Raw genomic sequence first — 22752 nt, 5'->3', positions numbered from 1 at the left:
GCCAGGGTATTGCAGGCTCAAAAAAATGTTGCCAATCTACCCAGAGTAGTGGCAAATATTATGTTGCAGTGCCTAAGAGTGCGATGCAACATTGAATTTGTCTCGCTGACCTGCAGAAAACCGATCGCATCGGCGTCAGGTGCAGGGTCAGTGGCTTAAGAGGCCATGGACAATGGTACTCGACACCCGGGCCAAACAGGTCGCCGACGAGCACCATGGTGTCGTCGCGATCGGCGTTGGTTTCGATTCAGCCTTTTTCCTGCACCAGTTCGTCGGACGGAGGAAAGGTCGTGTTCTCGCCCTCGAATGGGGACGCCACAACACGGATGATCGGCAGCTCGAAAGCCGCGCAAACAGCAATATCCGGGAAAAGGACGCCGGCAGATCGTGGAATTACACGATCGGCCTGGTCGGCGGCACCAACAGCTGGTTCGGGCAGACACCGCGGTTCCTTGCTTACGACTTCGACCGGCCGACCAGCTATGACGATCTCGAGCCTTTCTGCTGCGGCCCAGGCGGTCATGCCCGTGAGCAGCTTTGCCAGTGGGAGAAAATACTATGACGGTGTTCTATGACAGCAGCCGTCCGGACGCTTTCATCGGCGGTGCCGGTTCGGACGCAGTCAATTACGGCGCTTCGCCCCGTGGAGTCATCGCCGATTTGGCTTCAGGCCATGCTTACAAGTTGCTGTCGATACTGCCGCTGGGCGATTCCATTACCTATGGAGTGATCGCGAGCTCTTCCGACACCGAAAGCGGCGGCTATCGGAAGTTCATGCTGGAACAGTTGGCGGCACTCAATGTGAAGATCGACTTCGTCGGTTCCTCGTCCAACGGACCCGCCAGCATGGGCGATCGGGATCACGAGGGTCACCGCAACTGGACGCTCAATCAACTGAACGGCATCGACAACGATGTTGTGGCCGCTACGAAACCGGATGCCGTGCTGCTGATTGCCGGAACAAATGACAGCTCGACCGATAGCGTGCCAACGATGTTGCAGGATCTGCGCAGTCTTTTGCTCAGCCTGACCTCCAGCGATCCCGCCTTGACCGTCTTCGTCGGTTCCTTGCCTCCCGTTCGCGTCGGCCGACAGTCGCAAGCGCGTGCAGACCGTGTCGATGCGTATAATGATGCAATGCCCGGTCTGATCTCTGAACTGGCCGCCCAGGGGCACAAGATCGCCTTTGTCGACATGCGTGATCTGACACCAGATGACATCACCGCGCCGCCGCTTGACAGCGGGCTGCATCCGACTGCCGGGGGCTATGCAAAAATCTCCTCACATTGGATGGCCGCACTGGAACAACATCTCGGCCTGGACGGGACCGGTATCGGAAGCGACCGCGATACCTTCACCAGCATCGAAAATCTTACAGGCTCTTCCTTTGCCGACCAACTCGGCGGAAACGAGGGAGCCAATGTGCTGGATGGGCTGGCTGGCGATGATTTGCTGGAGGGCCGCGGCGGCTCCGACCAACTCATCGGCGGGGTCGGCGCCGACACGCTTGTCGGCGGCACGGGTAACGACGTCTACTATGTCGATAATGCCGGAGACAAAACCATCGAGGCGACCAATGGCGGCGTCGACGAAACGCATGCTTATACAAACTGGACCCTGGCCGACAACGTCGAAAACCTCTTCCTGAGGTCGGCTGCCAATCTGGCGGCAAAAGGCAACGGGCTCGCCAACACCATGGTCGGCAACGGCGCAGCGAACACGCTCGAAGGCCTCGGCGGCGACGATCGGCTGGAGGGCCGCGGCGGGTCGGACCGGCTCGTCGGTGGTCTTGGCGCCGATATCCTCATCGGTGGAACGGGAAACGACAGCTTCGTCTTCGCCGCCGGCCATGGCCACGACACCGTCACCGACTTCGACCTTTCCGGCGATGATCTCCTGGAGATTTCAGGCTACCAAAGATATAGCGAACTCCGGCAGGTCGGGAGCGACACGCTGGTCGTCTTCTCCGACAGCGACACTGTTCTCCTCAAAGGCGTGACCAGCGCCTCCTTGAGCAGTTCGGATTTCGTCTGGATCGATCCACTCGACGAGCCGCCGCCGGGGTCAATCGTAGGCAACGACGGCAACAATACGCTTACCGGCGGTCCCGGTGCGGACGTCATTTATGGAATGGGCGGCAGCGATATCTTGAACGGAAAAGCGGGCGCCGACACGCTTGTCGGCGGCGCGGGTGATGACGTCTTCCATGTCGACAATGCCGGTGACAAAACCATCGAAGAGAACAATGGCGGCTTCGACGAGACGCATGCTTATATAAACTGGACCCTGGCCGACAACGTCGAAAACCTCTTCCTGAGGTCGGCTGTCAATCTGGCGGGAAAAGGCAACGAACTCGCCAACACCATGGTGGGCAACGGCGCAGCGAACACGCTCGAAGGCCTTGGCGGCGCAGATCGGCTGGAGGGCCGAGGCGGGTCGGACCGGCTCGTCGGTGGTCTTGGCACCGATATCCTCACCGGCGGAACGGGAAACGACAGCTTCGTCTTCGCCGCCGGCCATGGCCACGACACCATCACCGACTTCGACCTTTCCGGCGATGATCTCCTGGAGATTTCAGGATACCAAAGATATAGCGAACTCCGGCAGGTCGGGAGCGACACGCTGGTCGTCTTCTCCGACAGTGACACGCTTTCACTAAACGGTGTCCTCGTCGCAAGCGTCTCGAACAGCGATTTTCTCTTCGTGTAGAGCGGCATCTCGCTGACATGCGGTCTCTTCGCGCAAATTGCCCTTCGTCCTTGCCTCGACCTCTTTTGCTTTATTCGCCCGTTTCGGTCTCGATCAAGACAAGGCGGTCGGTACCGGACTCCGCACCCCATACCTCGCCGGAGCGCCCGTTGAGCTGGCGCACGTTGGCGTTGTCGCGGTCGGACGGGAAGCTCGCGAAGGTCTGCGTTTCCGGGTCGAAGCGGACGATGGCGTTCGCGCTGAAATCGGTGAGCCAGACCTTGTCGCGTTCATCGACATAAACGGCATAGGCCTGGGGCTCGTCTCCGGGCAGCTTCCAGCTGCGCCAGTCATTTGCGGCCGGATCGAAGACGCTAACCTGGCCGGCGTTCCATTCGCTGACCCAGATGCGGCCTTTGGAATCCGACCAGACGCGGCGGGCGCCCTGATCCGCGGTCGGCGGGTCGATCGGGGAAGCCTCGCCGGTCGAAACATCGATCCTGGCGATATGGTTGCCGGCGAGCGAGGCGTAGTAGACCTCACCGGACGGCGTGGTCGTGATCCCGTAGGCGCCGCGACCGCGCGGGGCGTTCCACACGTCGACCTTGCCGCTCGCCGGGTCGAGCCTGCCGTATATGCCCTCCTGCCCAGTGAACCAGAGCCTCCCGTGTTTGTCGAAGGAACCGGTGTTGAGGTTCGCGTAGCCGTGCCCCTCGGGGAGCGGAAACGCCTTCACCGCTTCCGTTTCGGCTTCAACGCGCACGATGGCGTTGAGGCCGCCGTCGGTCACCCAGGCGGCGCCGTCGGGACCGACGATCACGCCGTGCGGCGCCGAGCCGTCGCCAAGGGTGATGTGCCTGACGGCGCCTGTATCAGGATCGAGCCGCCCAAGCGCGCCCTGTCCCTGGGCGGTGTACCATACGGAGCCATCCGGCGCCGGAGCGACATCGTGCGGGCCGGCGCCCTCTGGAACGGGATAGTAGCGGACCTCCTCCGAGGCGGCACGCGCGGCCACCGAGCAGAGCAGCGCGGCGAACAGCGCCGACGCAATCGTACGAAACATGGCGAACTCCTCACATCGCGCGTTTCAACTTGCACAGCGAGCGATCCACGTATCCTTTTCGCGCCACTGCGGCGGCCGAGCCGCAGATGGCGAGCTCGCCGTGTCGCTTGCCGATAAAGTCAGGAGCTAGTGCAGCCCCTGCCCTCGCCCAGGCCTGCAAGCCCAGAATCGTCGATAAGGCGGTAGCCTCGTGGGAAAAACCTGCATACGGCGACGGGATCGCGGCCAAAGCCAGACTTTTCGGCGGAAGCCGTCAGCTTTGCCCCAAAAACGCACGCGCCAACTCTTGCCATTCCTCTTCAAGCGTCAAGGTCGATGGCACGGCATCGCAGCGACGATACCAATATTCCGCATTGGATTGATCGCCTTCCTTGCGATGCAGGTAGGCATGCACGCGCATGCCCGCCGCGTCGTCGCGGAGCTGCGCGCGCTCGTGCGCCTTGTCCCAATCGCCCTTTGCATCCCACCACAGGGCCTGCAGGGCCGGGGTCAGGCCGGCGGGCGGCTGTGATTTCGCAATCGAATTTCTGAAGGCTTGCAGATCCATTCTTCCCCCGACGTGAGGTACATGGGCGGCCGATAATAGTTCCGGATTCCCCAACAGCAAAGTCGCATCGCACAGCAAAGAGGCGGTGCTCGTGTGCGTGCCATTGTCCAATCTCGGGCGCAGTCGACGCAGTCTGCACGGCAGTGAGCGGTGTCTCGTTGCCTGGGAAGGCGCACATGTCCGGTGCGGCGAGCTACGACGCCGACGTATAGGACTTTACCGAGCGATCCGAGCACGACCGCCACCACGTCCGGTTCACTATCTTCCCGGAGGATGGCCTGGAGATGCCCGAGCATATGGGAAAGGCATCATTGAACGATCAAACGCGAGTAGCCAAGTGCAACAGACTCTAATGCGGTGCGATTGAGAATTGTCAGCGAGCCGCGGTCGTATTGGGTCAGATACCGCCGTTCCCAGTCTCTCAAGCAACGATTCACTTTCGCTCGAGACGCCGGGATCATTGCCGCGAGGTCGGTCTGCGAAATGTGGATTCTCAGAGCTCCATTCACGGTAGCCGTGCTGTGCGGGGTTTCAGTCAATCGCAAGAGCGTGCTCGCCAATCGAATGGACAGGGCATTCGACGCACTGTGGATCACCCGCTCTTGCGCGTCGTGCGTTGCTTGGCATAAGTACGGGATCACCTTCAGTGCGAGATCTGGGTGCTTGTCGAAGACACTAGCCATGAAAGCTGCTTCGATTTGGAGCAAGTCGCTGTCCACAACTGATGCAGCGTTCATGTTACTGTGTCGCGCGATGAACAATCTAGTCAAGTCGAAAGTGTCACCGGGACCGAGATCGGAATAGATGAATTCTCGGCCATCTGAGAGGGGAACACTAAGACGAACTTTCCCATGGATTATGTAGTAAATATAACGCGGTATGTCCCCAAGGCGAGTTAAGACTTTATTCTTTGGAACACTTCGTAAGATGGCTGCTTTCGCCATTTCACTAAGAGTATCTTGCCCAAATTGCCGGAATAAGCGTATGTTGTTCAGTTGTTTGACCCGAACCTCAGCGCCATTCTCTGTCATGGCTCCCTCTCCCTGATAGGGTAAGCGCCCCCGGTCCCCTAACGCATTGCCTTGACCACCTGTTTGAACGAGTCCGACCTCCAGTCCGTTCTCGCGCAAACGCGTCAAGGCAGAAAATATTAACACATTAGGATACGATAAAATAGCGACTCGTCTGTGCCCGAGGTAACAGCGACATGTCTCTGAGACATTTAAATCAAATCTAACCGACTGGAAGCCGTTGGGATGACCCCCTCCTTATGGGATGGCGTGTGCCATGACCCAAAGAGGAGAAGGGATGCAACAGGATTCGGGGGGTCGTCTTATGCGGCATGCACCAACCGAGGCGTCGCGTGCGCTCTGGAAGCGGAGCGTAGAGCCGCTACGGCTCCCTGTGGGAGCAGTTTGCGTGTTTCTCGCAACTGCTGATTTCCTCCTTGGACAGACCGTATTTCTTGCGTCAATTGAGCTCTACCATCGGGCCTTCGGCGTGAGGCCGCCAGATATCTGGGATTCGATCTGCCTAAGTGTTACCGCCGGCCTATTGCTGGTCGCATTCATGACCGCCAGGGGCGCCTACACGGTTAGTGGCATCCTGGACGATCACTGCAGGATCAAAACACTCTTCAGCGGCTGGCTGTTTGTTTTCTTTTCAATTCTCTGGCTCGCCTTTCTCACGAAGACGACGTCGACGTTCTCGCGCGGCTCCTTGACGCTGGCGTTTGCGGTCGGATTCCCAATCCTGCTGCCTGGCCACGCGGTTCTAGCGCGCGGGCTGACACGGCTTCTGGCGGCTGAGAAACTCGTGTTGCGCACAGTTTATCTGTTTTACTCTGGCGTTCCTGGGAAGGAACAGGGGATAATTGCCAAGCTTGGGCAACAGGGCATCGCGGTTTGTGGTGTTTCGAACATCGAGAACGATGATGGCACGATCGCAGCACGATCGGTGCATGCCGCCGTCGCAGCTGCACAGGCTGCGTTCCGTAGTGGCTCGTATGGGGCAGTTTATCTCTTTTGCTCTTGGGACCAGCGGAAGTTGATCGAACGCATCCTGGAGGAAATGTCCCGCCTCCCGCTGCCGGTCTATCTTTTCGCCGACGCCTACATAGATAGAATTCTGGCTGGATGCCCGCTGCACACCGGCTGGCAGCGAGCCTTCGAAGTCCAGCGTGTGCCGTTGAGGCCTACCGAACGCCTGCTCAAGCGGCTGTTCGATATTGCTGTTGCATCCCTGCTACTGCTGTTCCTGTGTCCGTTGATGGCCCTGGTCGGATGTGCCATAGCGCTCGAGAACGGTCGCCCTGTGCTGTTCCGGCAGATGCGACGAGGTTTTGGTGGTAAGCCGTTCAATATTTACAAATTCCGATCGATGACGGTGCAAGAGAACGGCACACAAATTCGCCAGGCTCAGCGCAATGATGCGCGGGTTACCCGACTTGGCCGAATATTGCGCCGGTCAAACATCGACGAGCTGCCGCAATTGTTCAACGTGCTTCGGGGGGAGATGTCCCTGGTTGGGCCCCGACCTCACGCCGTCGCTCATGACGACACCTATACTTTGACCATTGCGAGCTATGCTTATCGCCATCATGTTAAACCCGGTTTGACAGGGTGGGCTCAGATCAATGGCTTTCGAGGGGAAACGAAGGAACTCTGGAGGATGGAAAAACGCATTGAGCATGACCTCTGGTATATAAAATCCTGGAGCATGCTTCTCGACACTAAGATAATTTGGAAAACTGCTCTACTGATCTTTTCGGATCGTGATGTCTATTGATGTATATAGCAGCTTCTCAGGAAGCTAATGGATATATGTATTCCATCTTCCGACCGATTGACCGGATAATTTTGATTCTGATGCTTCGGGCGATCCCGCCGCCAGCGAGTACATCGAGCCTCACAATCGGGTTCGCGCCCGTTCAGTCGCCGGACAGTGGCGCATCTCGCAGGCTAAATTTAGCTCAATGCGAAAATCAACGCGACGCAGGGAGATGGTCGGAGCAACACATGACGGAACCTCAGCAAAAAGCCTGGGGCAGTCGGATCTTGCCATTCAACGGTTCAAGGACGGACCACGGGCTCATTGCGGCGGACGGAAAGCAGGCTTGCTTGGGGGCGCAGCCGCCTTCAACACGAGAAATTGTGCAGTCCTATGAGCTTCCGCTCGACGGCATCCGGCTCTTGATTTCCTCTAGAATGTTGGTTGCGCGTGCGATGCGGCTGTACCTGGCCAGAAAGTCTGCCTTCGCCTGCTGACCAATCTGGTCCCGAAGTGCCTTGTTTTCGCGCAGGCGCTGAAGGGCTTTGACCCAGTCGGACGGGTTGTCTGGCGACACCAGAACGCTGTTGACGCTATCCCTCAAAACTTCTCGTATAACTGACAGGTCGGAGGACACTATGGGTTTGCCATGCGCCATATATTCGAAGAGCTTGAGCGGCGACATTCCCTCAGCGATATTTCGACCGCCGCCCTGGCCCTCTACATCTCTAAGATAGGGCGCGAGGACAACGTCCATTTCGGCCAAGTAGGCATATGTCGCGGCGTGAGGAACGTAGCCGTGAAACACGGTGTTCGGGCATTTGGCCAGCTTCGCTGTCCAATACTCTATATCGCCTGGAGTTCCCCCGACGATGTGAAATGTCGCCCAGCCGCATCGAGGCGCAATAGCGCTTATGATCTCCATGCCTTTTCCCTTATACAGGTGTCCGACATTACCAACCTTGAACGTGCCGCTGAGGCTGCATGGCTCGCCATTCGGCGGAACAGGATCCGCGCCATTGGGCGCGATGAGAAATTTTCCCGCATGTAAGAGGCGGATGCTGTCGTCTCGCAGACGTTGCGACGTGACGACCAGCATACGGAATGCCTCTAGGCCTATCAGTTTGGCAAGGCGCTGACGCTGACGTCTGCTCAAACTGCCAATCGGGTCGTGAAGCTCAAAAACGGTCGTGAACCCGAAAAGTCCGGCAGAAACAAGCGCTACAGTAGCCGAGCGTGTACCGACGACATGCGGCCGCAGCCAGACCGCAGCAAGAAGCGCCAACACAGCAAAAAAGCTCCCGGCCGGGCACAGGCCAAAAGGGTACAGGGAGAACGCGGAATGGGAACTCGGTACCGAATCCGTATGGCGCACGATCTTTTCATAATGATCCCGTGGATTCATGGAGGCGCGTGGCAGCGCTAGTAGGACCTCCGCTCCGGCACACACCGCCCTTCACCGGACAGGTTCTTACCACAGCCGTCATCAAAGCCCCAGCCAGCCAGCAATAATGTTGCGCTGTATCTCCGAAGTTCCGGAATAGAGTTTGCTGCCGATGGCATCACGCACGGCACGTTCGACGTCGAATTCGCTCAAGAAACCATAGCCGCCGAAGACCTGGACGACATCGAGCGTAGTGCGGACTAGCGATTCGCTCACAAAGAGCTTCGAAACGGCGGCGTCGAGGGATACGGACTCGGAGCGCTCAAGGCCCCACGCCGCCTTGTAGACGAGCAGTCGGGCCGCCTCCAGTTGCATCTTCATGTCGGCAATCTTATGGGCGACCGCCTGGTGCTTGGAGATGGCCTGGCCGGACTGACGTCTGGTGCGCGTATAGGCCACTGCCTTTTCCAGAAGCCGCTCCATGGTGCCTACATGACTGGCGAATAGGCACGCCCGCTCCCAGTCCATGCTATGAGCGAACAGCCTGGAGCCGCCGCCCACTCCACCGAGAACAGCGTCCTTCGAAACAAATACGTTCTCGAAGACAAGCTCCCCGATCGGAGACGTCCGCAGTCCCATTTTTTCGAACTTTTGCGCGACCCGATAGCCGGGCAGCGCGCGGTCCACGAGGAAGCTCGTGATGCCGCCGAAATACCCCTTGGCGCGGTCAGTGACAGCAAAGACGACAGCAACATCTGCCACCGGCCCGTTGCTCACGAAGGTCTTTGTGCCGTTGATTAGAAAGCCGTCGCCATGAGGCTCCGCCCTGGTTTGCATCGCAAATGCATCGGAGCCCGCCGCCGGTTCGCTCATCGCATTGGCTGCGATCAAAGTGCCATCACAGAGCCCCGGAAGATATCGATTCTTCTGCTCTTCAGTGCCGAACTTCCAAATCGGCACCACGCAGGCCAGAAGGTGGGCGCAGATCGAGAAGACCAAGCCGGAATCCTCGCAGCCGTAGCCAAGCGCATCGATTGCCATGGCCGTGGACAGGGAATCGAGACCGGGTCCCCCATAGGCCTGCGGGACTGGCAGGCCGGTCAGGCCCATCTGCGCGCAAGCCCCCCACAACTCGCGCTGGAATACTTGGTCTCGGTCGCGCTGCCTGACATCTTTATTGAGCTTATCTTGCGCGAAGCGAAGGATCTGGCCACGCAGGATACGCTGCTCCTCGTTCAGCGCGAAATCCACTACTCCATCCTCATCAGATGCTGGTAGTCGATTTTATCTGTCGATGTCTTCGGAAGTAACTTCTGATGCGAGAACCAGTCCGGGGCCATGTAGGCCGGCAAGTTGTGGGCGCAGAACCGCTTCAGCTCGATGAGCGACAGCGCATGGCTGTCGCGCGAGGCATAGAACACCTTTATGGAGACGCCCGACTCCTCCGAGCGAGCGATCGCCGCCACCTCGGAGATCGCTGGATGGCGATAGAGCGCCGTCTCGATCTCGCCGAGTTCGATCCGATATCCCCGTCTCTTCACCATCCGGTCGCGTCGACCGCGGAAGGTGTAGACTCCGCCATCGCCTTCGATCACTACATCGCCGGTACGGTACCAGCGACCGCTTGAATCGACATGAAAAGCGGCGCTTGTTCGCTCAGGCATGTTCCAATAGCCCAGCATCACGGGAGCACCGCTGATTGCGAGCTCGCCTTCCTGGCCTCGCGGCACGTTGCGACCATTCGCATCGATCACGCGTGCCTTAACATGCGAGCAGGCGCGCCCGATCGGAAACGGCGCCGAGCGGTCTTCGGCGATCGTCTGCGGGATTTCGTAGTAGGTACAGACGTTGGTTTCGGTTGGGCCATAAAGATTCAGGTAGCGTGCGCGTGGGACCACAGCCTTCAGCCTGCGCAGATGCTTGACCGGAAAAACTTCGCCGGCAAATAGAATGAACCGAAGAGCGTGGTCGTCGCGAGCATCAAGGCCGCCGTGCTCGACCAGAAGCGTGAGTACGGAGGGCGTGGAATACCAGACGGTCAACCGCCGCTCGGCGATAACCGACGCCATCCGGGCCGGATTCTTGCCGAGCTCCTCACCGATGAGGAATACGGTCGCGCCGTGCTTTAGCGGTACGAAGATGTCGAGGATAGACAGGTCGAAGTGGAAAGGCGCATGGGAGGAGAAGCGGTCATTCTCGTCAGGGGCGAGGATCTCGGAGCACCAATCCACGTAGCTCGAGCCATTACGATGCGTCAGCATCACGCCCTTCGGCTGGCCGGTCGAGCCCGAAGTGTAAAGCACGTAAGCGAGGTTGTCCGGCCCCGGCCGCGCCGATTCGTCCTCCACCGCCAGGCCGCCGGCCTCTACGCGAGCCAGGTACGTCGCGAGCGGCGAGGGACCGTCGGACCAGTCGAGCGATAAGAGACAAGGTTCCGCAGCCAAGCGCGCCAACTCACAGTGCAAAGTTTCGGCTCGGGAAGCCTCCACGAAAATCGCGCGCACGCCGCAGTCGGTAAATATGAACGCGTTACGCGCAGGCGGTGCCAGAGAGTCGACGGGCACATAGGCCGCGCCCACCTTTAAGATGCCGAACAGAACAGCGAGCGAGGCGATCGATTTTGGAAGGCAAATGCCGACGCGGTCCCCCGGCCGGACGCCGATCCGACGCAGATGGTCGCGGACTTGGTCCGACAGCGCGTCGAGCTCGCCGTAGGTGATCTGCCGCCCAGAGCTCGCCTCGACAGCGGCGCACGTCTGGGGATACCGCCTCGCGCTCTGTTCCAGATACTCGTGCAAGATAGCGACCGGCATGACGGGCTCTACGTGCACGCCTGCTTCGATTGCACGAAATTGGCAATATGGGCGATGGAGTTCAGGTTCTCCGGCACGAGTTCGTAGGGGGCGATTTCGATGCCGCAGGACTTTTCCAGGTAGGCAACGAGCTTGAGCGTCGCCAGCGAGTCGAGAATGCCGCCAGTTATCAGCTCCGTTGAATCCGTCAGATTCTCCGGCATTTCACCAGGCAGGAATTCCTTCAATATGAAATCCCTGGCCATCGTCCTGATCTGGATCGCGTTCATTGTTCCTCCTTGTGCGGAGCAACCGCAAGGTTCAGGGGAATTAGATCCCGGTGTTGCTGCAGCACCTCGTAAAGCTTGTCGGCGATGAGCCGATGGCCGGCGGCGTTTGGGTGATCGTCCCAAGGTGCTACAAGAAGGGTCCGCCAGTCGTGCCCGTCATACACGTTGGAAAGATCGAGAACGTTGAATCCAGCCTCGGCAGCGAGGCGCCTCTCCAGCTCGGGACTGGTCCTCTCGTCTGGTCTGGGTAGATAGATCCAAAAGACCCCGACACCTTCTCGCTTCGCAGCTTCCACGATTCGAGAATAGATTGCACGCAGAAGTCTCTCTCCGTAGGGGGTGAGCTTTCTTTGAAGCACCTCGCGGTCGGCGCTGGGATCGATCCCGCTCTCGCGTACAATGTCGCTCACGAAGTCGTAGCGATATGCGGAGCCATTCTGGATTGCTGTCGCGAGACGCTTTAGCATTCGTGGAATAAGCGCGGTGTGCTCGAAGTAAAAAATGTACTTTGGTTTGAATGCGAGCACCCGATCCTCGGTGATGGCCAGAACGTCCAGGGGAACATAGCCCCCGACGGCGAAGTTCAGCACCTCGTAATCTCGATACCCGCTGTCGGCCGCCTGCTCATTCAGCCGCCGCTCCAACAGGCCCTCGAAAATCTCTTCATCCGCGACGCCCTCGCCGAAGACGTGCGAAGAGCCGACGGTTGCAATTCGTAGGGTGCCGGGAGCAGGAATCTTTTCGTAGTCCTGATCTCGCATGCCCCAGCGGTTGATATGGACCCGCTTTCCCTTATAGTCTGCTTGGGAGAGTGGGCGCAGATAGATCGTGGGAAGCGCACCCGTAAACTCACTCAGCGGCGTCTTGTGTAAATTGCCCCATCCCTCGTCTCGTCGTTGGCCGTAGACAATCCACAGTTCTGGGTTAAAAGCGCTGACATTGACGAGGTTCTCGTAGTAGCCGCGCTCCAGGTTCTCGTTGTCGCGGCTATTGAGGTTCGGCGCTCTAATGTCGGCCATTGCGGTATTCACAGTCTCGCCGAGGCGATCGCGAAACCCGGGGAGCGAGATGCAAACCGCGATCAACCCGCAGACACCGACCGACGCAACCGACCGCCGAAAACTGTATTGGCGGTCGGCGGCGCCGCGCGCGAGCGCAAGGGCAGGAATGCCAATGATAGCTGCTACCGTGAGCAGCACGAGGGCGGGCGTTGTTTTGCCAGGGCCTTCCACACCCACGGTTTCGAAGACCGAGAACCATTGCGGGACCGAGCTCGCGCTCCAAAACGACCAAAGGAGCGAGATGACGACGAACACGCCGATGGTCCGGCCAGCAGTTTGCAGCGCACCGTTCCAGCTTAGTGCCCCGCCACGCAGGCGCCGCGTGCGACCGTGCCGCATTTCATAGTGGGCGTTGATCGTCACAAGCACGGCCAGGATCATCCAGAAGAGGAAGTCGTTCCAGGTGAATACCCAGGTGCCACGTAACCAGAACCACTGATAGTTGTGCAGCAGCCAAGTCGCGAGGAACGCCAGGAGGGTCGCGCTGACCAGCGCTACGCCCTCTCCCCAGCGTCGAAAACGAAAATACAATGGATAGTATACAATTTTCATTATGAAGTCCTTCCAGTATATATTTATTCGACGCCAGAAATCTGTGAAACTTGAGGAAAGAAAGTACAGATTGTGGGTTTCTGGAAGGTTGAAACCAAATAAATGCAAAATCCCGGTGATTATGTGAAAAGTTCCTGAAACCTTCAGATAAAGTAAAAATGGCCATATGATAAATTGCAGGAGCTCAATCTGATCGTGTACGTCCGCAGCATCGATCACAAACCGCTGGTACACGATACGGTAGCATATTAAGTGGATAGCGCCGCGAAACATCCACTGAACACCTGTTTGATAGATATAATGCCGGTCAGCATTGTAGTAGCTGCTACGGAAAGTTCTAAAATCTACGACCGGAAAGAGCGGGAAGCACACGTTCGGCAACATGAAAAAATACGCGAGACGTTCCGAAACCGTCGCCATCCTCTGGTCACGCCGCATTTCGTACGCATAGACAATGAGACGGAACATGAACATGGAAGCGAGCACGGGCCAGACGGCGCGCGTCCACGGGGTCGCAATCCAGTCCATTCGTGCGGCGGCGAGCCCGCAGCCGGCGCCAACCAGCGCCAGCACTCTCCATCCAAAAGCGATCGGTAGGTGGACGATTCCGATCAGTACGAGCCCAATGGCGACGATCCAGGCGGCATCGATGAGGCCCTCAAATCTCCAGTGGTGCCAGTTAGGCCCAAGGTTCGCGAAAACTGCGGCGATAGCCGCGAACGAGAGCAGCACGAAAAACGGCAGCCGGTAACGCTGTGGCAGGAAGTAGTGCACGCACCAGCCGGCGAGGGCAACGAGAAGGACGCGGACAAGCGCAGTAGTCTCGAGCCTGAGGAGATAGACCAGCGCTATGAAGAGGGCCAACTCGCCGGCTATGGCGAACCAAGCCAGGATGCTTCTCGACTCAGTCCCCGTAGGATCCGCCGACCAGGGAAGAGACAATGTCTTGATCGAATGCACGCTCGCGCGCCTCAACCAGCTGCCGGCAGACATTGACGAGAAGTAGCTTTGGGGCACGCGAAAGATCCGCAAGCTGCTGGTCCCCCTCCCCTGGCTCCCATCCCTGACGGGTAAAGCGCCCGGTCCTTGGAGCGTTGCCTTGACTTCTTTGAACGAGTCCGGTTCCGCGCAAACGCAGAAGTACATAAGTGTATCAGAGAAAAATCGCTGCGCTGTGCCCGGGGTAACAGCGACCCGTCTCTAAGACGCTTAAATCCAACAAGCTAAATCTGACCGATTGGAAGCCGATTCCGAATGGGATCGATCTGCCCCGCAATCCGCGCCGCGAGCCGAACGCCGATGGCAGCCGACGCTCTATCTGCGTTGTCCCTTAAAGCGTTGCCTCCACTACTTTTTGAACGAGTCCGGTTCCGATCCGATTTCGTTAAAACGCGATAAGGCAGAAGTATTGGTACAAGGTATACCACAAAATAATCACTCCGCTGTGCCCGGGGTAACAGCGGCAGTTCTCTGGGACGTTTAAATCCAACAAGTTAGATCTGATCGACTGGAAGCCGTTGGAATGACCCTCCTTACGGACTGCAAGTGCCATGGCCCAAGAAGGACACTTAGGATTCGGGGTTCATCTCCATACGGCATGCACCCACCGGGGGCGTGGCATGTCACTCCAATGCAGTAGCACCGATATCGGGACACATGGACCAAAAGCGCGGCTGGGCGTGGGAACGCACCCAACGGATAAATTCAGCGCGATCGGTGCGGCGATATGAAAGTACAGGATGCGGAAGGCAAGATTGACGTGGGGCGTCGACTGCGTATCGCTCATGTCATCACCCGTCTCATCAATGGCGGTGCTGATGAGAATACTGTCCATTCCTGCAATTGGGCCGCGCAAGGGGGGCATGATGTTGCCCTGCTACATGGCGAGACGGTCCTGCCGGAAATCATAGCTAAATTGGACCCGCGGGTGGAACTCATTGGCGTCCCGGGCCTGACTCGCTCCATTTCGCCTGTCTCCGACATGCGGGCATTGTTGGCGCTCACCCGGAGATTCCGCGCCTTGAATGCCGACATCGTGCATACGCACACCAGCAAGGCAGGCATTCTCGGGCGGCTCGCCGCATGGGCGGCGGGAGTGCCAGCGATCGTTCATGGCGTGCATATCGTGCCTTTTGTCAATGTCGGCGTCGCCGAGCGGTTTACTTATCTCGCCTTGGAAAAGCTGGCAGCGCCAGTCACCAGTGCGTTCATCAGTGTGAGCGAGGGCATCCGCGACTTATGCTTGAGCGCGGGAGTGGGACATCCAGACAAACATTATGTCGTCCATTCCGGATTCGATCTCGATCGTTTTCGCAACGCCGGTCCGCCCGACGGTTGGCGCGATTTGTTGCGCTTGACCCCGGACGCGCCGCGCCCGTCCGTGCTCTTGATGATCGCGGCTTTCGAACCACGCAAGCGACACACGGAATTTCTGGACGCTTTCAACAAAGTCGCCGTCCGGTTACCCGACGCGGTGCTTGTGCTCGCGGGCGACGGGCCGCTTCGCTCGACCGTGGAATCGCGGGCCAAGCAGCTTGGGCTCGAGCGACAAGTGGTCTTTACCGGTTATCGGGACGACCCCGAGCGGCTGATCGCGCTTGCGGACCTCTGCCTGCTCTGTTCCATGCGAGAGGGATTGCCCCGCGTGGTCATGCAATATCTCGCCGGTGGCAAGCCTTGCGTCGCTTGCGATCTGCCAGGTCTTCGCGAAGTGCTCCGCCCTGGTATCAACGGTGTGATTACACCCGCGGATGATTTGGCAGCGATGGCCGACGCCATTGCCGCCCTCCTGGAGGATCGTGCAAGACTGGCCTGCCTCGCCCAAGGTGCCGCCGCGGCGACGGATCTTTCGAACTGGGACGTCAAGCTGATGGGCAAGCGGACCGATGCCATTTACCGCGAGGCTCTTGACCAGCATCGGGCAAGCACGGGAGTATCAACAACACGTCCTATCCGAAATGTGGCGCTTCCGCGATGAACGGGTGCTGCCTATGCGTTTGACGGTGATCGGGCAGCTTGCCGGATTGGTTAGCGGTGCAAACTTTGCCGATTTCGGGGATGAGGTGGAGTGCGTCGATCTGGACGACAAGGGGATCGATGCGCTGAAAGGCAGTGAGATGCCAAAGAGGCATCTTCTTTTTTGCACATGGGACGGGGTTGTAATCTTGGTGGCCGCCCTGGCTCCAGGAACGCTATCCGGCGGATTGATATGATTGAAGCAGAAGTTGCCTCCGCTTATCCGACGAAGACCCCGCGAGCCGAAGCTCTTCCCAGCATACGTGTTCTGCTCGTGCTCCCAACCTATTTTCCTGAGTCATATGGCGGCGGCGAACAACAGGCGCGGCGATTTGCTCGGGCGCTGGTTGAAAGCGGCGTTTCCGCAACCATTCTGGCACCCAGACTGTCGCACTCGACCCCGAAACGGTCCGCCATCGACGGGGTGCCTATCCATCGCCTTCGTTTGCGCGCGGCTCCGTATTTGGGCGGGCGGCATATGCTGTCGTTCCTGTCGTGGTGTGTCCAGGTTTTGATCTGGATGCTGCGCCGTCGCGACGAATTCGATGTCGTACATATCATCCATGCCCGACTTCATGCTGTTCCGGCGGCATTGGCAGGAGCCCTCCTACGCAAACCGGTTCTCGCAAAATTGGCCCGGGGCGGACGGTGTTTCGATCTCGACGTTGTGCGCGAAAAGAAGATCATCGGTCGCTGGGCGTCCGCCTTGATTAAACGTCACGTCACGGCCTTCATCGCCAATAGCCGCCAAATCGCTGGTGATCTGAAGAGAAATGGCATCGGCGCGGATCGCATTCATATGATTCCGAATGGGATCGATCTGCCCCGCAAGCCGCGCCGCGAGCCGAGCGCCGATGGCAGCCGACGCTTTATCTGCCTTGGCCGTCTCGATCCGGAAAAATGCGTCGAGCACATGATCGATGCGTTCGCGGCACTTCCCGCCGACGCAAAGGCGCAACTCACCATCCTGGGCGATGGCCAGTGCCGCGTCCCTCTCGAGGAACAGGCGGCCCGGTTGGGCCTTTCCGGCAAGGTCACATTCGCCGGGGCGGTCGAAGATGTGTTTCCCTTTCTGTGGGAGGCTGATTTCTATCTTTCCACCTCGGCGTCGGAAGGCATGTCAAACGCCCTGCTCGAGGCCATGAGCTGCGGCGTGGTCCCAATCATCACCGATGTCAGCGGTGCGTCCGACATTGTGGAACATGAGCGCGGCGGCTTTCTGGCCCGCTCGCATGCCGAGTTTTCCGGGCTTCTTCGTCGCGCGCTCGGCCTATCGGAAGCCGAGCGCTATGAGATGGCGCAGCACGCAGTACAGACAATCGCCGCGCGGTTCAGCATGGAGAGCGTCGCCCTGCTCCAAATGGAGCTATACTCCACTCTCATGCGGCAGCATGTGACGTCTGAGAGCAACATGCTCGGTACAAAGAGGAGATTCGTCTGGTAGCTGCTTTTGCCAGGCGAGGATCTAATGCACAGACGCTCATATTTGGCCAGTGGACGGAAAGCAGAAAGGGCGGTTTACTCCGTCCTAGTGCGGCGTCGCTTGAATGTTGCCGGTGGCGAGCTGGTCGAGGCGGTTCCCGGCAGAAATGCAGTCAAGCAGAGGCTCTTCGTACGGAAGGGGGATGTATTGGCGACAACCTTCATCAAGCTGGAATGGCGGGGTCATCGATGGCGCCAACAGGATTATGTTCATGGCTGAATCAGCAAACGACGGCGGAGACGCTACCGGTGACCCAAACGGCGCATCGTGCATGGCAAACACTGAGGACAGCAACTCGACAACTAAACCGCGCAAACTGACAGAGCGCATGCTGAAGGGCGCTGCTTGGTCCGGCGTAACCTCGATCGCGCGCCTGGGACTGAAATTCATTTCGGTTGCGATATTGGCGCGGCTGCTTTCGCCGTGGGATTACGGCGTCGTCGGCGGCGCAGTCATCGCCGTGGAGCTTGCGGCGATGCTCTATGGTTTGGGCCTGGCCCAGGCGCTCATCCAGCGCAAGGTCGTCGAGCGAGATCACATAGCAACTGCGCTCGGTGTCTCTCTTACTCTATCTTGCGTGATCGGTGCCGCCTTGTGGCTCGCAGCGCCGTTTGTCGCAGCGTTGATGCGTATCGAAGCTCTAACCGAGGTCGTGAAACTGCTCGCATTCACGACTCCGCTGGGTGCCTTCAACTTGATCTGCGAGGCGCTCCTTGTGCGCAACATGAGGATAAGGGCGGTTTCTCTCCGCCCGCTCTTCAGCTTCTCCGTAGCGGTCTTCGTCGTTGCTGTTCCCATGGCGTTCGCCGGATTCGGCTATTGGTCGCTCGTCGCCATGCAGATTGCAGAAGTGTCTGTTGGTGCGCTTGCCTTCGGAGTTGCTGCTCGCAAGCTTCTCGTGCTGCCCGGCTTTTCAGCTCGAGCGTTTCGCGAATTGTGGCCGATGAGCCTTGGGTTCTCGCTCACGCAGCCCTTCGGATACCTGGTGAACAATACCCCCAAGTTTCTTATCGCACGGCTCATGGGCGCCGAGGCGCTCGGTCTTTTCACGCGCGCGGCTTTCCTCAGCGAGAATGCAGGGCATCTCTTCAACGGCATCGTCCGAATTGTTGCATTTCCTGCCATGGCTCAGCTTCAGAATGACCGAGAACGCCTGCGCAGCGGATACTTGAAGGGCCTATCTTTAACGGCACTGGCCACCATCCCGACCAGTGCATTTTCTATCGTTTTCGCGCAAGAGCTTGTCGACATTATGCTTGGTCCACGATGGGACGAGGCCGTCTTGCCCTTTGCCCTTCTTGCGACCAGCCTATATTTTCGGCTTGGTAACAGGGTTAGTTACGCAGTCCTTCAGGCGCTGGGGCAGCCCTATCGCATCATCAAGAATAACTGCGCTGTCGTTGCTATACTCGCACTCGGCATCCTGACGACTTCCGATCATGGCCTCGCCAGCATTTGCACGGTGGTGCTACTGGCTTTCGGCGCTGCTTTTGTGATCACCGTCCGACTCGTCTCCAGAGTTATGGAAATGAGTATCGGTGCTATTCTTAGGACTCACGTTATGCCAATGTCTCTCGCCTTGGTGGTTGTTGCCATCGGCGTAGGTACAAAGGCTATGCTTGTTGGGCAGTCGAGCATTGTCATTGTCGCAATCAGCGCTCTTGCTGTTGTGAACTCAGTGCTCGCGCTACTCTACTTCTTGCCAGAGAAAACTTTGGTGTGGTTTGATGTAGAAGGAGTTCGAACGCTGCCGTCGCTAAGGTTTGCTTTTCGCCAGTTGGCTCGTCATTACATGTGATCTGGACTAATATGAGACCTCGTGTTCTTCTTATAACTCGTCTTCATACGCAAAATGCGGGCAATGAGGGACTCTCTACAGAGTTCATACGGTACGTAACATCCCGTTTTCCTGCTGCGGATGTTCGAGCTATTGATCGTTACCCACGCTTTTTCGAACAATTTGATCTGAGGGGCATCGGTGGAGGTTCGATCAAGGAGTTTGACGCACTAGCTCACGCGCTGACATTGCGATTTCGCAGGGAGGACGCGCCTTTGCCAGCGAAAGCTGAGTTAGATTTGGTCAAGCTTGACGAGACGGGAAAGGAGCGTCGTGGTCCCTTCCGAAGAGTAAAGCATAAGCTGGCATTGCGTAGGAAATTGGCCGGCATGCGACTAATCGAGAGATCAGTTCCTGTAACCGCTGTGACAGCTTGTTGTACTTCCGATTTAGTCGTTTGGAATCCCGCAGGGGAAATTTGTCCAACCGGCGATCCTCATCAGGTGATGCGGTTGCTTCTGTTGCTTCGAATCGCTCAGTTAAGCGGAAAGAAGACTGTCGCAATCAACCACAGCCTCGAGATCGGGAACAATGCTCTCGGTGCCTTGATTGCTCATGTATACAAGAACCTGTGCTATTTGAGCGTGCGCGACGCAAAATCGGTTGAAGTTGCGATAGATCTTGGCGTGCGCAATTCGATTATTCATGAGGCACCAGATATGGTGTTTCTGGCCTCACAGATATCGGTGCCGGAGGCTGCAAGCGCCATACCCCGCGGGGCGATCGGGCTTGCAGTTAATGGCTTGGGGGCTATGCAGGGCGTGGATGAATGGGCGCGTCTGGCAGAAGGTCTGAATAAGGTCGGGCGCCCCATCGTTCTTGTGTCGAATGCAATCCATCGCGATTTGGCTTTCGCCAGACGCTTGAGTCGGATGATCGATAAATCCACGGTCATCAACTACCAGCCTCGATATCAGCAGCTTCGGTCCATATACCGAAAATGCGATGCCGTCATCAGCAGCCGCCTGCATGCTTCGATTTTGGCGCTTTGCGAGGGTGTCCCGGTCGTTAGCATCGAACCGTCGGTCTTCAAACTATCAGCGATCTTTCGCCAATTGGATTATCCGCTCGAAACTGAAAGATTGCAGCAGGCTGGTTGGTCTGATCGGGTCCTTGCCAAGCTAGCACGGTGCCTATCGGAGGAGCGATCTTCGATTTCATCGGCTGGTGCAAACGCAATTTCCCAACAGCTGAGAAGGATAGAAGTGGCGTACGCACCGTTGTTTGCGCTTGCATAGGTTGGGCGCGTGTCCACCTGTTGTCGGGCACCTATGCAGGTGATCGGCGAGAAGACCTGAGTAAGCGCTCTTTTGCCTCGGCGCCGGCGTCTTGAAGTTGGATCGGAGCTGGTGTCAGCCCGCGAGTTTATTGTCGAGACGCGAGGTGGCCAGAGGTTGACGAACTTGGTGAGTACGTCGGCGAGGTAGGCTCGTGGATCGCCGCCTTCCAATTTCCAGGTTTCGATCAGCGACGCGATGCGGGCTCTCCGATACAATCCGCAGCTTCGCTCCAATCGACCAACGGCGACGGCATCCAGTCTCGACCTCCAGCCGCCCAGCATGCTCACTTTGCGTTCTCTAAACTCAGCTCGGCGATGACAAGGCGCCGTCACCGTGCGAATACAAAGATCTTCCTCTCAGCTTCTCGATGTGACTCTGAGATGCGCGAATTTGCACCACCACCTGCTCGCAGGCTCGGCAGGCATATTTGGGACGGCGCGTCACCATCACCCGGTACTGCGCCGGGATCACCTCGAGCCCCTGCAAGGTTTCCTCGCCGATCACATGCCTACTTAAGGCGTTGCGCACGGTCGTTTCCAATCCTGTCTGACAGGAAAAACCAAGTTAGAAAACACCTTTGAGGCGGTCACGCAGTGACTAGCACCAGTCTTTCCGAATAGCCTCGTTCGCGGGATCGGGATCGCGCAGTCTGGCTCAGGTCGCCTCTGTAATGAGAACAATATTTATCTTAATGCAAGTAGGCGAGTTGCAGCTCTAGTTTGTCACGGGTCTGAGTCGCGCGAGCGATAGAAGCTTTTCCGTTGGCATTCTTCTTATCATAGTACTTTGCCGATGTGGTCATCCCGAATTCAAGCGCGTTGTATATTCAACATCGATCTTCGTCCTCTAAGATTGAAGGGGTCTTCTACGTGGTGATACCAATCATCTACTAATCAACCGTAAGCAGGGCGACGCAGTAAGACCACGGTCGACGAATAGGGTCGAAAGAGCCAGAAGTATCTATGATAGCGAGCCTTGAAACGCTCAAAGTCAGCAAGAAGGAGATACGGAAAACTTAGAACATGCCGGGTAAGCAGCCGGATCAGCTCCGGTAATGTATGCTGGCTCAGAAGATCGTCCAGATAGGTGCTGTCCGAAACGACGGCCTCTTGCAGGCAGGTGAAATCAGGAAAGAGGCGACGGATTTCGTCGGGGGCTGGCCGGTAGAGCGTATCGATGGGGTCGAGGTGATAGGGGTAGCTGTACGGGCCGGTGACCAGCAGGAGACCCTCAGGCTCCACGATACTGGCGCAGACATCGGCAAATGCGCCCGGATCAAACAGATGCTCGAGCAGGTTGCAGCACATGACGAGCCTGGGATGGAGCGCCCTCAGTTGCTCCTGGAAGGCCAGATCCAGTACATCTCCAACCAAGTCCACTCCCTCCTCTTCCTTCATATCGATATTGAGGATACGTACCCCGCGCTCGCGAAGCGGCCGAAACACGAGTAGGTCGACGTGGGGCTGTTCCACCGTCCGGAAGTGGGCGGTCGAGGAGCCGATATTCAGGCAGGGATTCATTGCTTCGCTCGGAAGCGAAGCCAAGATCGTCTGAACGTGCTTGGCTTCATTCGGACGCATCGGCGAGCATTCCCCATCCGCTAGTTACAGTGTGCGAGGGCCTGTCGCCACAGGCCCTCATCGTTAGCACCGTTCGCCTCGTCGTTTGCTCCACCCTCTGCGAATTCAGGGGCCCGGGCTGCTCCACCGAACCTCGTACAGGGTCTCCATGACACCGGAGCCGTACCTGTTGAAGTCCTTCAGGTCCTCGCTCGTCAGTCGCTCGATCGCAGCAGCATTAATGTTCTCGGCCAGGAGTGACGCCCAATAGCTTTTGTCCACTAAGCGCATGGTGCGACTGGCAGACGCCGCGGCTTCCTGGCCGGGCCCATAACCCTTCGGGTTGTGAATATAAGCGTCCTCACGGGGCCGCGGCAGCGCCAGGCGCCCGTACAAGCGATCCAGAAAACGGAGAGGATGGGCAACCATATC

18 protein-coding genes and 1 pseudogene are annotated in these 22752 nt (G+C 58.0%); 8 read left to right on the top strand and 11 right to left on the bottom strand.

The window, feature by feature from the left end; genetic code table 11:
* Positions 1-172 precede the first annotated feature (172 nt).
* Entirely contained in the window at positions 173-562 is a 390-nt protein-coding gene (locus AC0L2C_RS24525; RefSeq protein WP_287171968.1) for a hypothetical protein, read from the top strand.
* Complete coding sequence (locus tag AC0L2C_RS24520; protein ID WP_473524643.1) at positions 559-2709, top strand: GDSL-type esterase/lipase family protein; 2151 nt, start codon at positions 559-561, stop codon at positions 2707-2709. Before AC0L2C_RS24525 ends, AC0L2C_RS24520 begins: the two co-directional genes overlap by 4 nt.
* 70 nt (positions 2710-2779) lie before the next feature.
* On the opposite strand, the gene AC0L2C_RS24515 is transcribed toward AC0L2C_RS24520, so the two are convergent.
* The 3 genes from AC0L2C_RS24515 to AC0L2C_RS24505 all read right to left on the bottom strand — a co-directional run bounded on the left by AC0L2C_RS24515 (position 2780) and on the right by AC0L2C_RS24505 (position 5329).
* Entirely contained in the window at positions 2780-3751 is a 972-nt protein-coding gene (locus tag AC0L2C_RS24515) for a Vgb family protein (protein ID WP_287171970.1), read from the bottom strand.
* Positions 3752-4004: 253 nt separating this feature from the next.
* Entirely contained in the window at positions 4005-4298 is a 294-nt protein-coding gene (locus AC0L2C_RS24510) for a hypothetical protein (RefSeq protein ID WP_128245311.1), read from the bottom strand.
* Positions 4299-4606: 308 nt separating this feature from the next.
* On the bottom strand, positions 4607-5329 hold the full coding sequence (locus AC0L2C_RS24505) for a Crp/Fnr family transcriptional regulator (RefSeq protein ID WP_287288030.1): 723 nt from the start codon (positions 5327-5329) through the stop codon (positions 4607-4609).
* A 388-nt stretch (positions 5330-5717) separates the two neighbouring features.
* Here AC0L2C_RS24505 and AC0L2C_RS24500 point away from each other — a divergent pair, with 388 nt between their 5' ends.
* On the top strand, positions 5718-7085 hold the full coding sequence (locus AC0L2C_RS24500) for an exopolysaccharide biosynthesis polyprenyl glycosylphosphotransferase (protein ID WP_287061212.1): 1368 nt from the start codon (positions 5718-5720) through the stop codon (positions 7083-7085).
* Positions 7086-7458: 373 nt separating this feature from the next.
* On the opposite strand, the gene AC0L2C_RS24495 is transcribed toward AC0L2C_RS24500, so the two are convergent.
* From AC0L2C_RS24495 to AC0L2C_RS24475, 5 genes are all read right to left on the bottom strand, one after another.
* Positions 7459-8472 carry a glycosyltransferase gene (locus tag AC0L2C_RS24495; protein WP_473524642.1) on the bottom strand — a complete coding sequence of 338 codons (1014 nt, stop codon included), beginning with the start codon at positions 8470-8472 and terminating at the stop codon, positions 7459-7461.
* Between the two features lie 81 nt (positions 8473-8553).
* A complete protein-coding gene (locus AC0L2C_RS24490; RefSeq protein ID WP_287061213.1) occupies positions 8554-9702 on the bottom strand; it encodes an acyl-CoA dehydrogenase family protein in 1149 nt (382 codons plus the stop codon).
* A complete protein-coding gene (locus AC0L2C_RS24485; protein ID WP_287237128.1) occupies positions 9702-11264 on the bottom strand; it encodes an amino acid adenylation domain-containing protein in 1563 nt (520 codons plus the stop codon). Before AC0L2C_RS24485 ends, AC0L2C_RS24490 begins: the two co-directional genes overlap by 1 nt.
* An 8-nt stretch (positions 11265-11272) precedes the next feature.
* The gene (locus AC0L2C_RS24480) at positions 11273-11533 is read right to left on the bottom strand and encodes an acyl carrier protein (RefSeq protein ID WP_473524641.1); all 261 of its coding nucleotides are present in this window, start codon (positions 11531-11533) and stop codon (positions 11273-11275) included.
* Positions 11530-14106 carry an SGNH/GDSL hydrolase family protein gene (locus tag AC0L2C_RS24475; RefSeq protein WP_287324997.1) on the bottom strand — a complete coding sequence of 859 codons (2577 nt, stop codon included), beginning with the start codon at positions 14104-14106 and terminating at the stop codon, positions 11530-11532. The genes AC0L2C_RS24480 and AC0L2C_RS24475 overlap by 4 nt, the downstream gene beginning before the upstream one ends.
* A 766-nt stretch (positions 14107-14872) precedes the next feature.
* On the opposite strand from AC0L2C_RS24475, the gene AC0L2C_RS24470 reads away from it, so the two are divergent.
* From AC0L2C_RS24470 to AC0L2C_RS24450, 5 genes are all read left to right on the top strand, one after another.
* A complete protein-coding gene (locus AC0L2C_RS24470; protein ID WP_287061217.1) occupies positions 14873-16123 on the top strand; it encodes a glycosyltransferase in 1251 nt (416 codons plus the stop codon).
* A 13-nt stretch (positions 16124-16136) separates the two neighbouring features.
* The gene (locus AC0L2C_RS24465) at positions 16137-16358 is read left to right on the top strand and encodes a hypothetical protein (protein ID WP_258118599.1); all 222 of its coding nucleotides are present in this window, start codon (positions 16137-16139) and stop codon (positions 16356-16358) included.
* Positions 16355-17605 (top strand): glycosyltransferase, encoded by a 1251-nt coding sequence (locus tag AC0L2C_RS24460; protein ID WP_287283551.1) that lies wholly within the window; start codon positions 16355-16357, stop codon positions 17603-17605. Before AC0L2C_RS24465 ends, AC0L2C_RS24460 begins: the two co-directional genes overlap by 4 nt.
* Before the next feature lie 250 nt (positions 17606-17855).
* Positions 17856-19442 (top strand): lipopolysaccharide biosynthesis protein, encoded by a 1587-nt coding sequence (locus tag AC0L2C_RS24455; RefSeq protein WP_287283549.1) that lies wholly within the window; start codon positions 17856-17858, stop codon positions 19440-19442.
* A gap of 11 nt (positions 19443-19453) precedes the next feature.
* The gene (locus AC0L2C_RS24450; protein ID WP_287283547.1) at positions 19454-20719 is read left to right on the top strand and encodes a polysaccharide pyruvyl transferase family protein; all 1266 of its coding nucleotides are present in this window, start codon (positions 19454-19456) and stop codon (positions 20717-20719) included.
* A gap of 405 nt (positions 20720-21124) precedes the next feature.
* On the opposite strand, the pseudogene AC0L2C_RS24445 reads toward AC0L2C_RS24450, so the two are convergent.
* From AC0L2C_RS24445 to AC0L2C_RS24435, 3 genes and pseudogenes are all read right to left on the bottom strand, one after another.
* Positions 21125-21268 (bottom strand): annotated as a pseudogene (locus tag AC0L2C_RS24445) (IS66 family transposase zinc-finger binding domain-containing protein); the annotation flags it as partial.
* A 386-nt stretch (positions 21269-21654) separates the two neighbouring features.
* Entirely contained in the window at positions 21655-22341 is a 687-nt protein-coding gene (locus tag AC0L2C_RS24440; RefSeq protein ID WP_287283546.1) for a class I SAM-dependent methyltransferase, read from the bottom strand.
* Between the two features lie 105 nt (positions 22342-22446).
* Positions 22447-22752 (bottom strand): hypothetical protein (locus AC0L2C_RS24435; protein WP_473524640.1); only part of this gene is annotated, 306 nt, incomplete at its 5' end.

The sequence above is a fragment of the Mesorhizobium sp. WSM4845 genome, from assembly GCF_055811455.1.
The sequence above is the reverse complement of the archived record's forward strand: the minus strand, read 5'-3'. Positions and strand labels throughout refer to the sequence as shown.

Excerpts from the sequence above, each read along its gene's own strand:
- AC0L2C_RS24525 (WP_287171968.1), top strand. The coding sequence starts at position 173 with ATGGTACTCGACACCCGGGCCAAACAGGTCGCCGACGAGCACCATGGT.
- AC0L2C_RS24520 (WP_473524643.1), top strand. The coding sequence starts at position 559 with ATGACGGTGTTCTATGACAGCAGCCGTCCGGACGCTTTCATCGGCGGT.
- AC0L2C_RS24515 (WP_287171970.1), bottom strand. The coding sequence starts at position 3,751 with ATGTTTCGTACGATTGCGTCGGCGCTGTTCGCCGCGCTGCTCTGCTCG.
- AC0L2C_RS24510 (WP_128245311.1), bottom strand. The coding sequence starts at position 4,298 with ATGGATCTGCAAGCCTTCAGAAATTCGATTGCGAAATCACAGCCGCCC.
- AC0L2C_RS24505 (WP_287288030.1), bottom strand. The coding sequence starts at position 5,329 with ATGACAGAGAATGGCGCTGAGGTTCGGGTCAAACAACTGAACAACATA.
- AC0L2C_RS24495 (WP_473524642.1), bottom strand. The coding sequence starts at position 8,472 with ATGAATCCACGGGATCATTATGAAAAGATCGTGCGCCATACGGATTCG.
- AC0L2C_RS24485 (WP_287237128.1), bottom strand. The coding sequence starts at position 11,264 with ATGCCGGTCGCTATCTTGCACGAGTATCTGGAACAGAGCGCGAGGCGG.
- AC0L2C_RS24480 (WP_473524641.1), bottom strand. The coding sequence starts at position 11,533 with ATGAACGCGATCCAGATCAGGACGATGGCCAGGGATTTCATATTGAAG.
- AC0L2C_RS24470 (WP_287061217.1), top strand. The coding sequence starts at position 14,873 with ATGAAAGTACAGGATGCGGAAGGCAAGATTGACGTGGGGCGTCGACTG.
- AC0L2C_RS24465 (WP_258118599.1), top strand. The coding sequence starts at position 16,137 with ATGCGTTTGACGGTGATCGGGCAGCTTGCCGGATTGGTTAGCGGTGCA.
- AC0L2C_RS24460 (WP_287283551.1), top strand. The coding sequence starts at position 16,355 with ATGATTGAAGCAGAAGTTGCCTCCGCTTATCCGACGAAGACCCCGCGA.
- AC0L2C_RS24455 (WP_287283549.1), top strand. The coding sequence starts at position 17,856 with ATGGCTGAATCAGCAAACGACGGCGGAGACGCTACCGGTGACCCAAAC.
- AC0L2C_RS24450 (WP_287283547.1), top strand. The coding sequence starts at position 19,454 with ATGAGACCTCGTGTTCTTCTTATAACTCGTCTTCATACGCAAAATGCG.
- AC0L2C_RS24440 (WP_287283546.1), bottom strand. The coding sequence starts at position 22,341 with ATGCGTCCGAATGAAGCCAAGCACGTTCAGACGATCTTGGCTTCGCTT.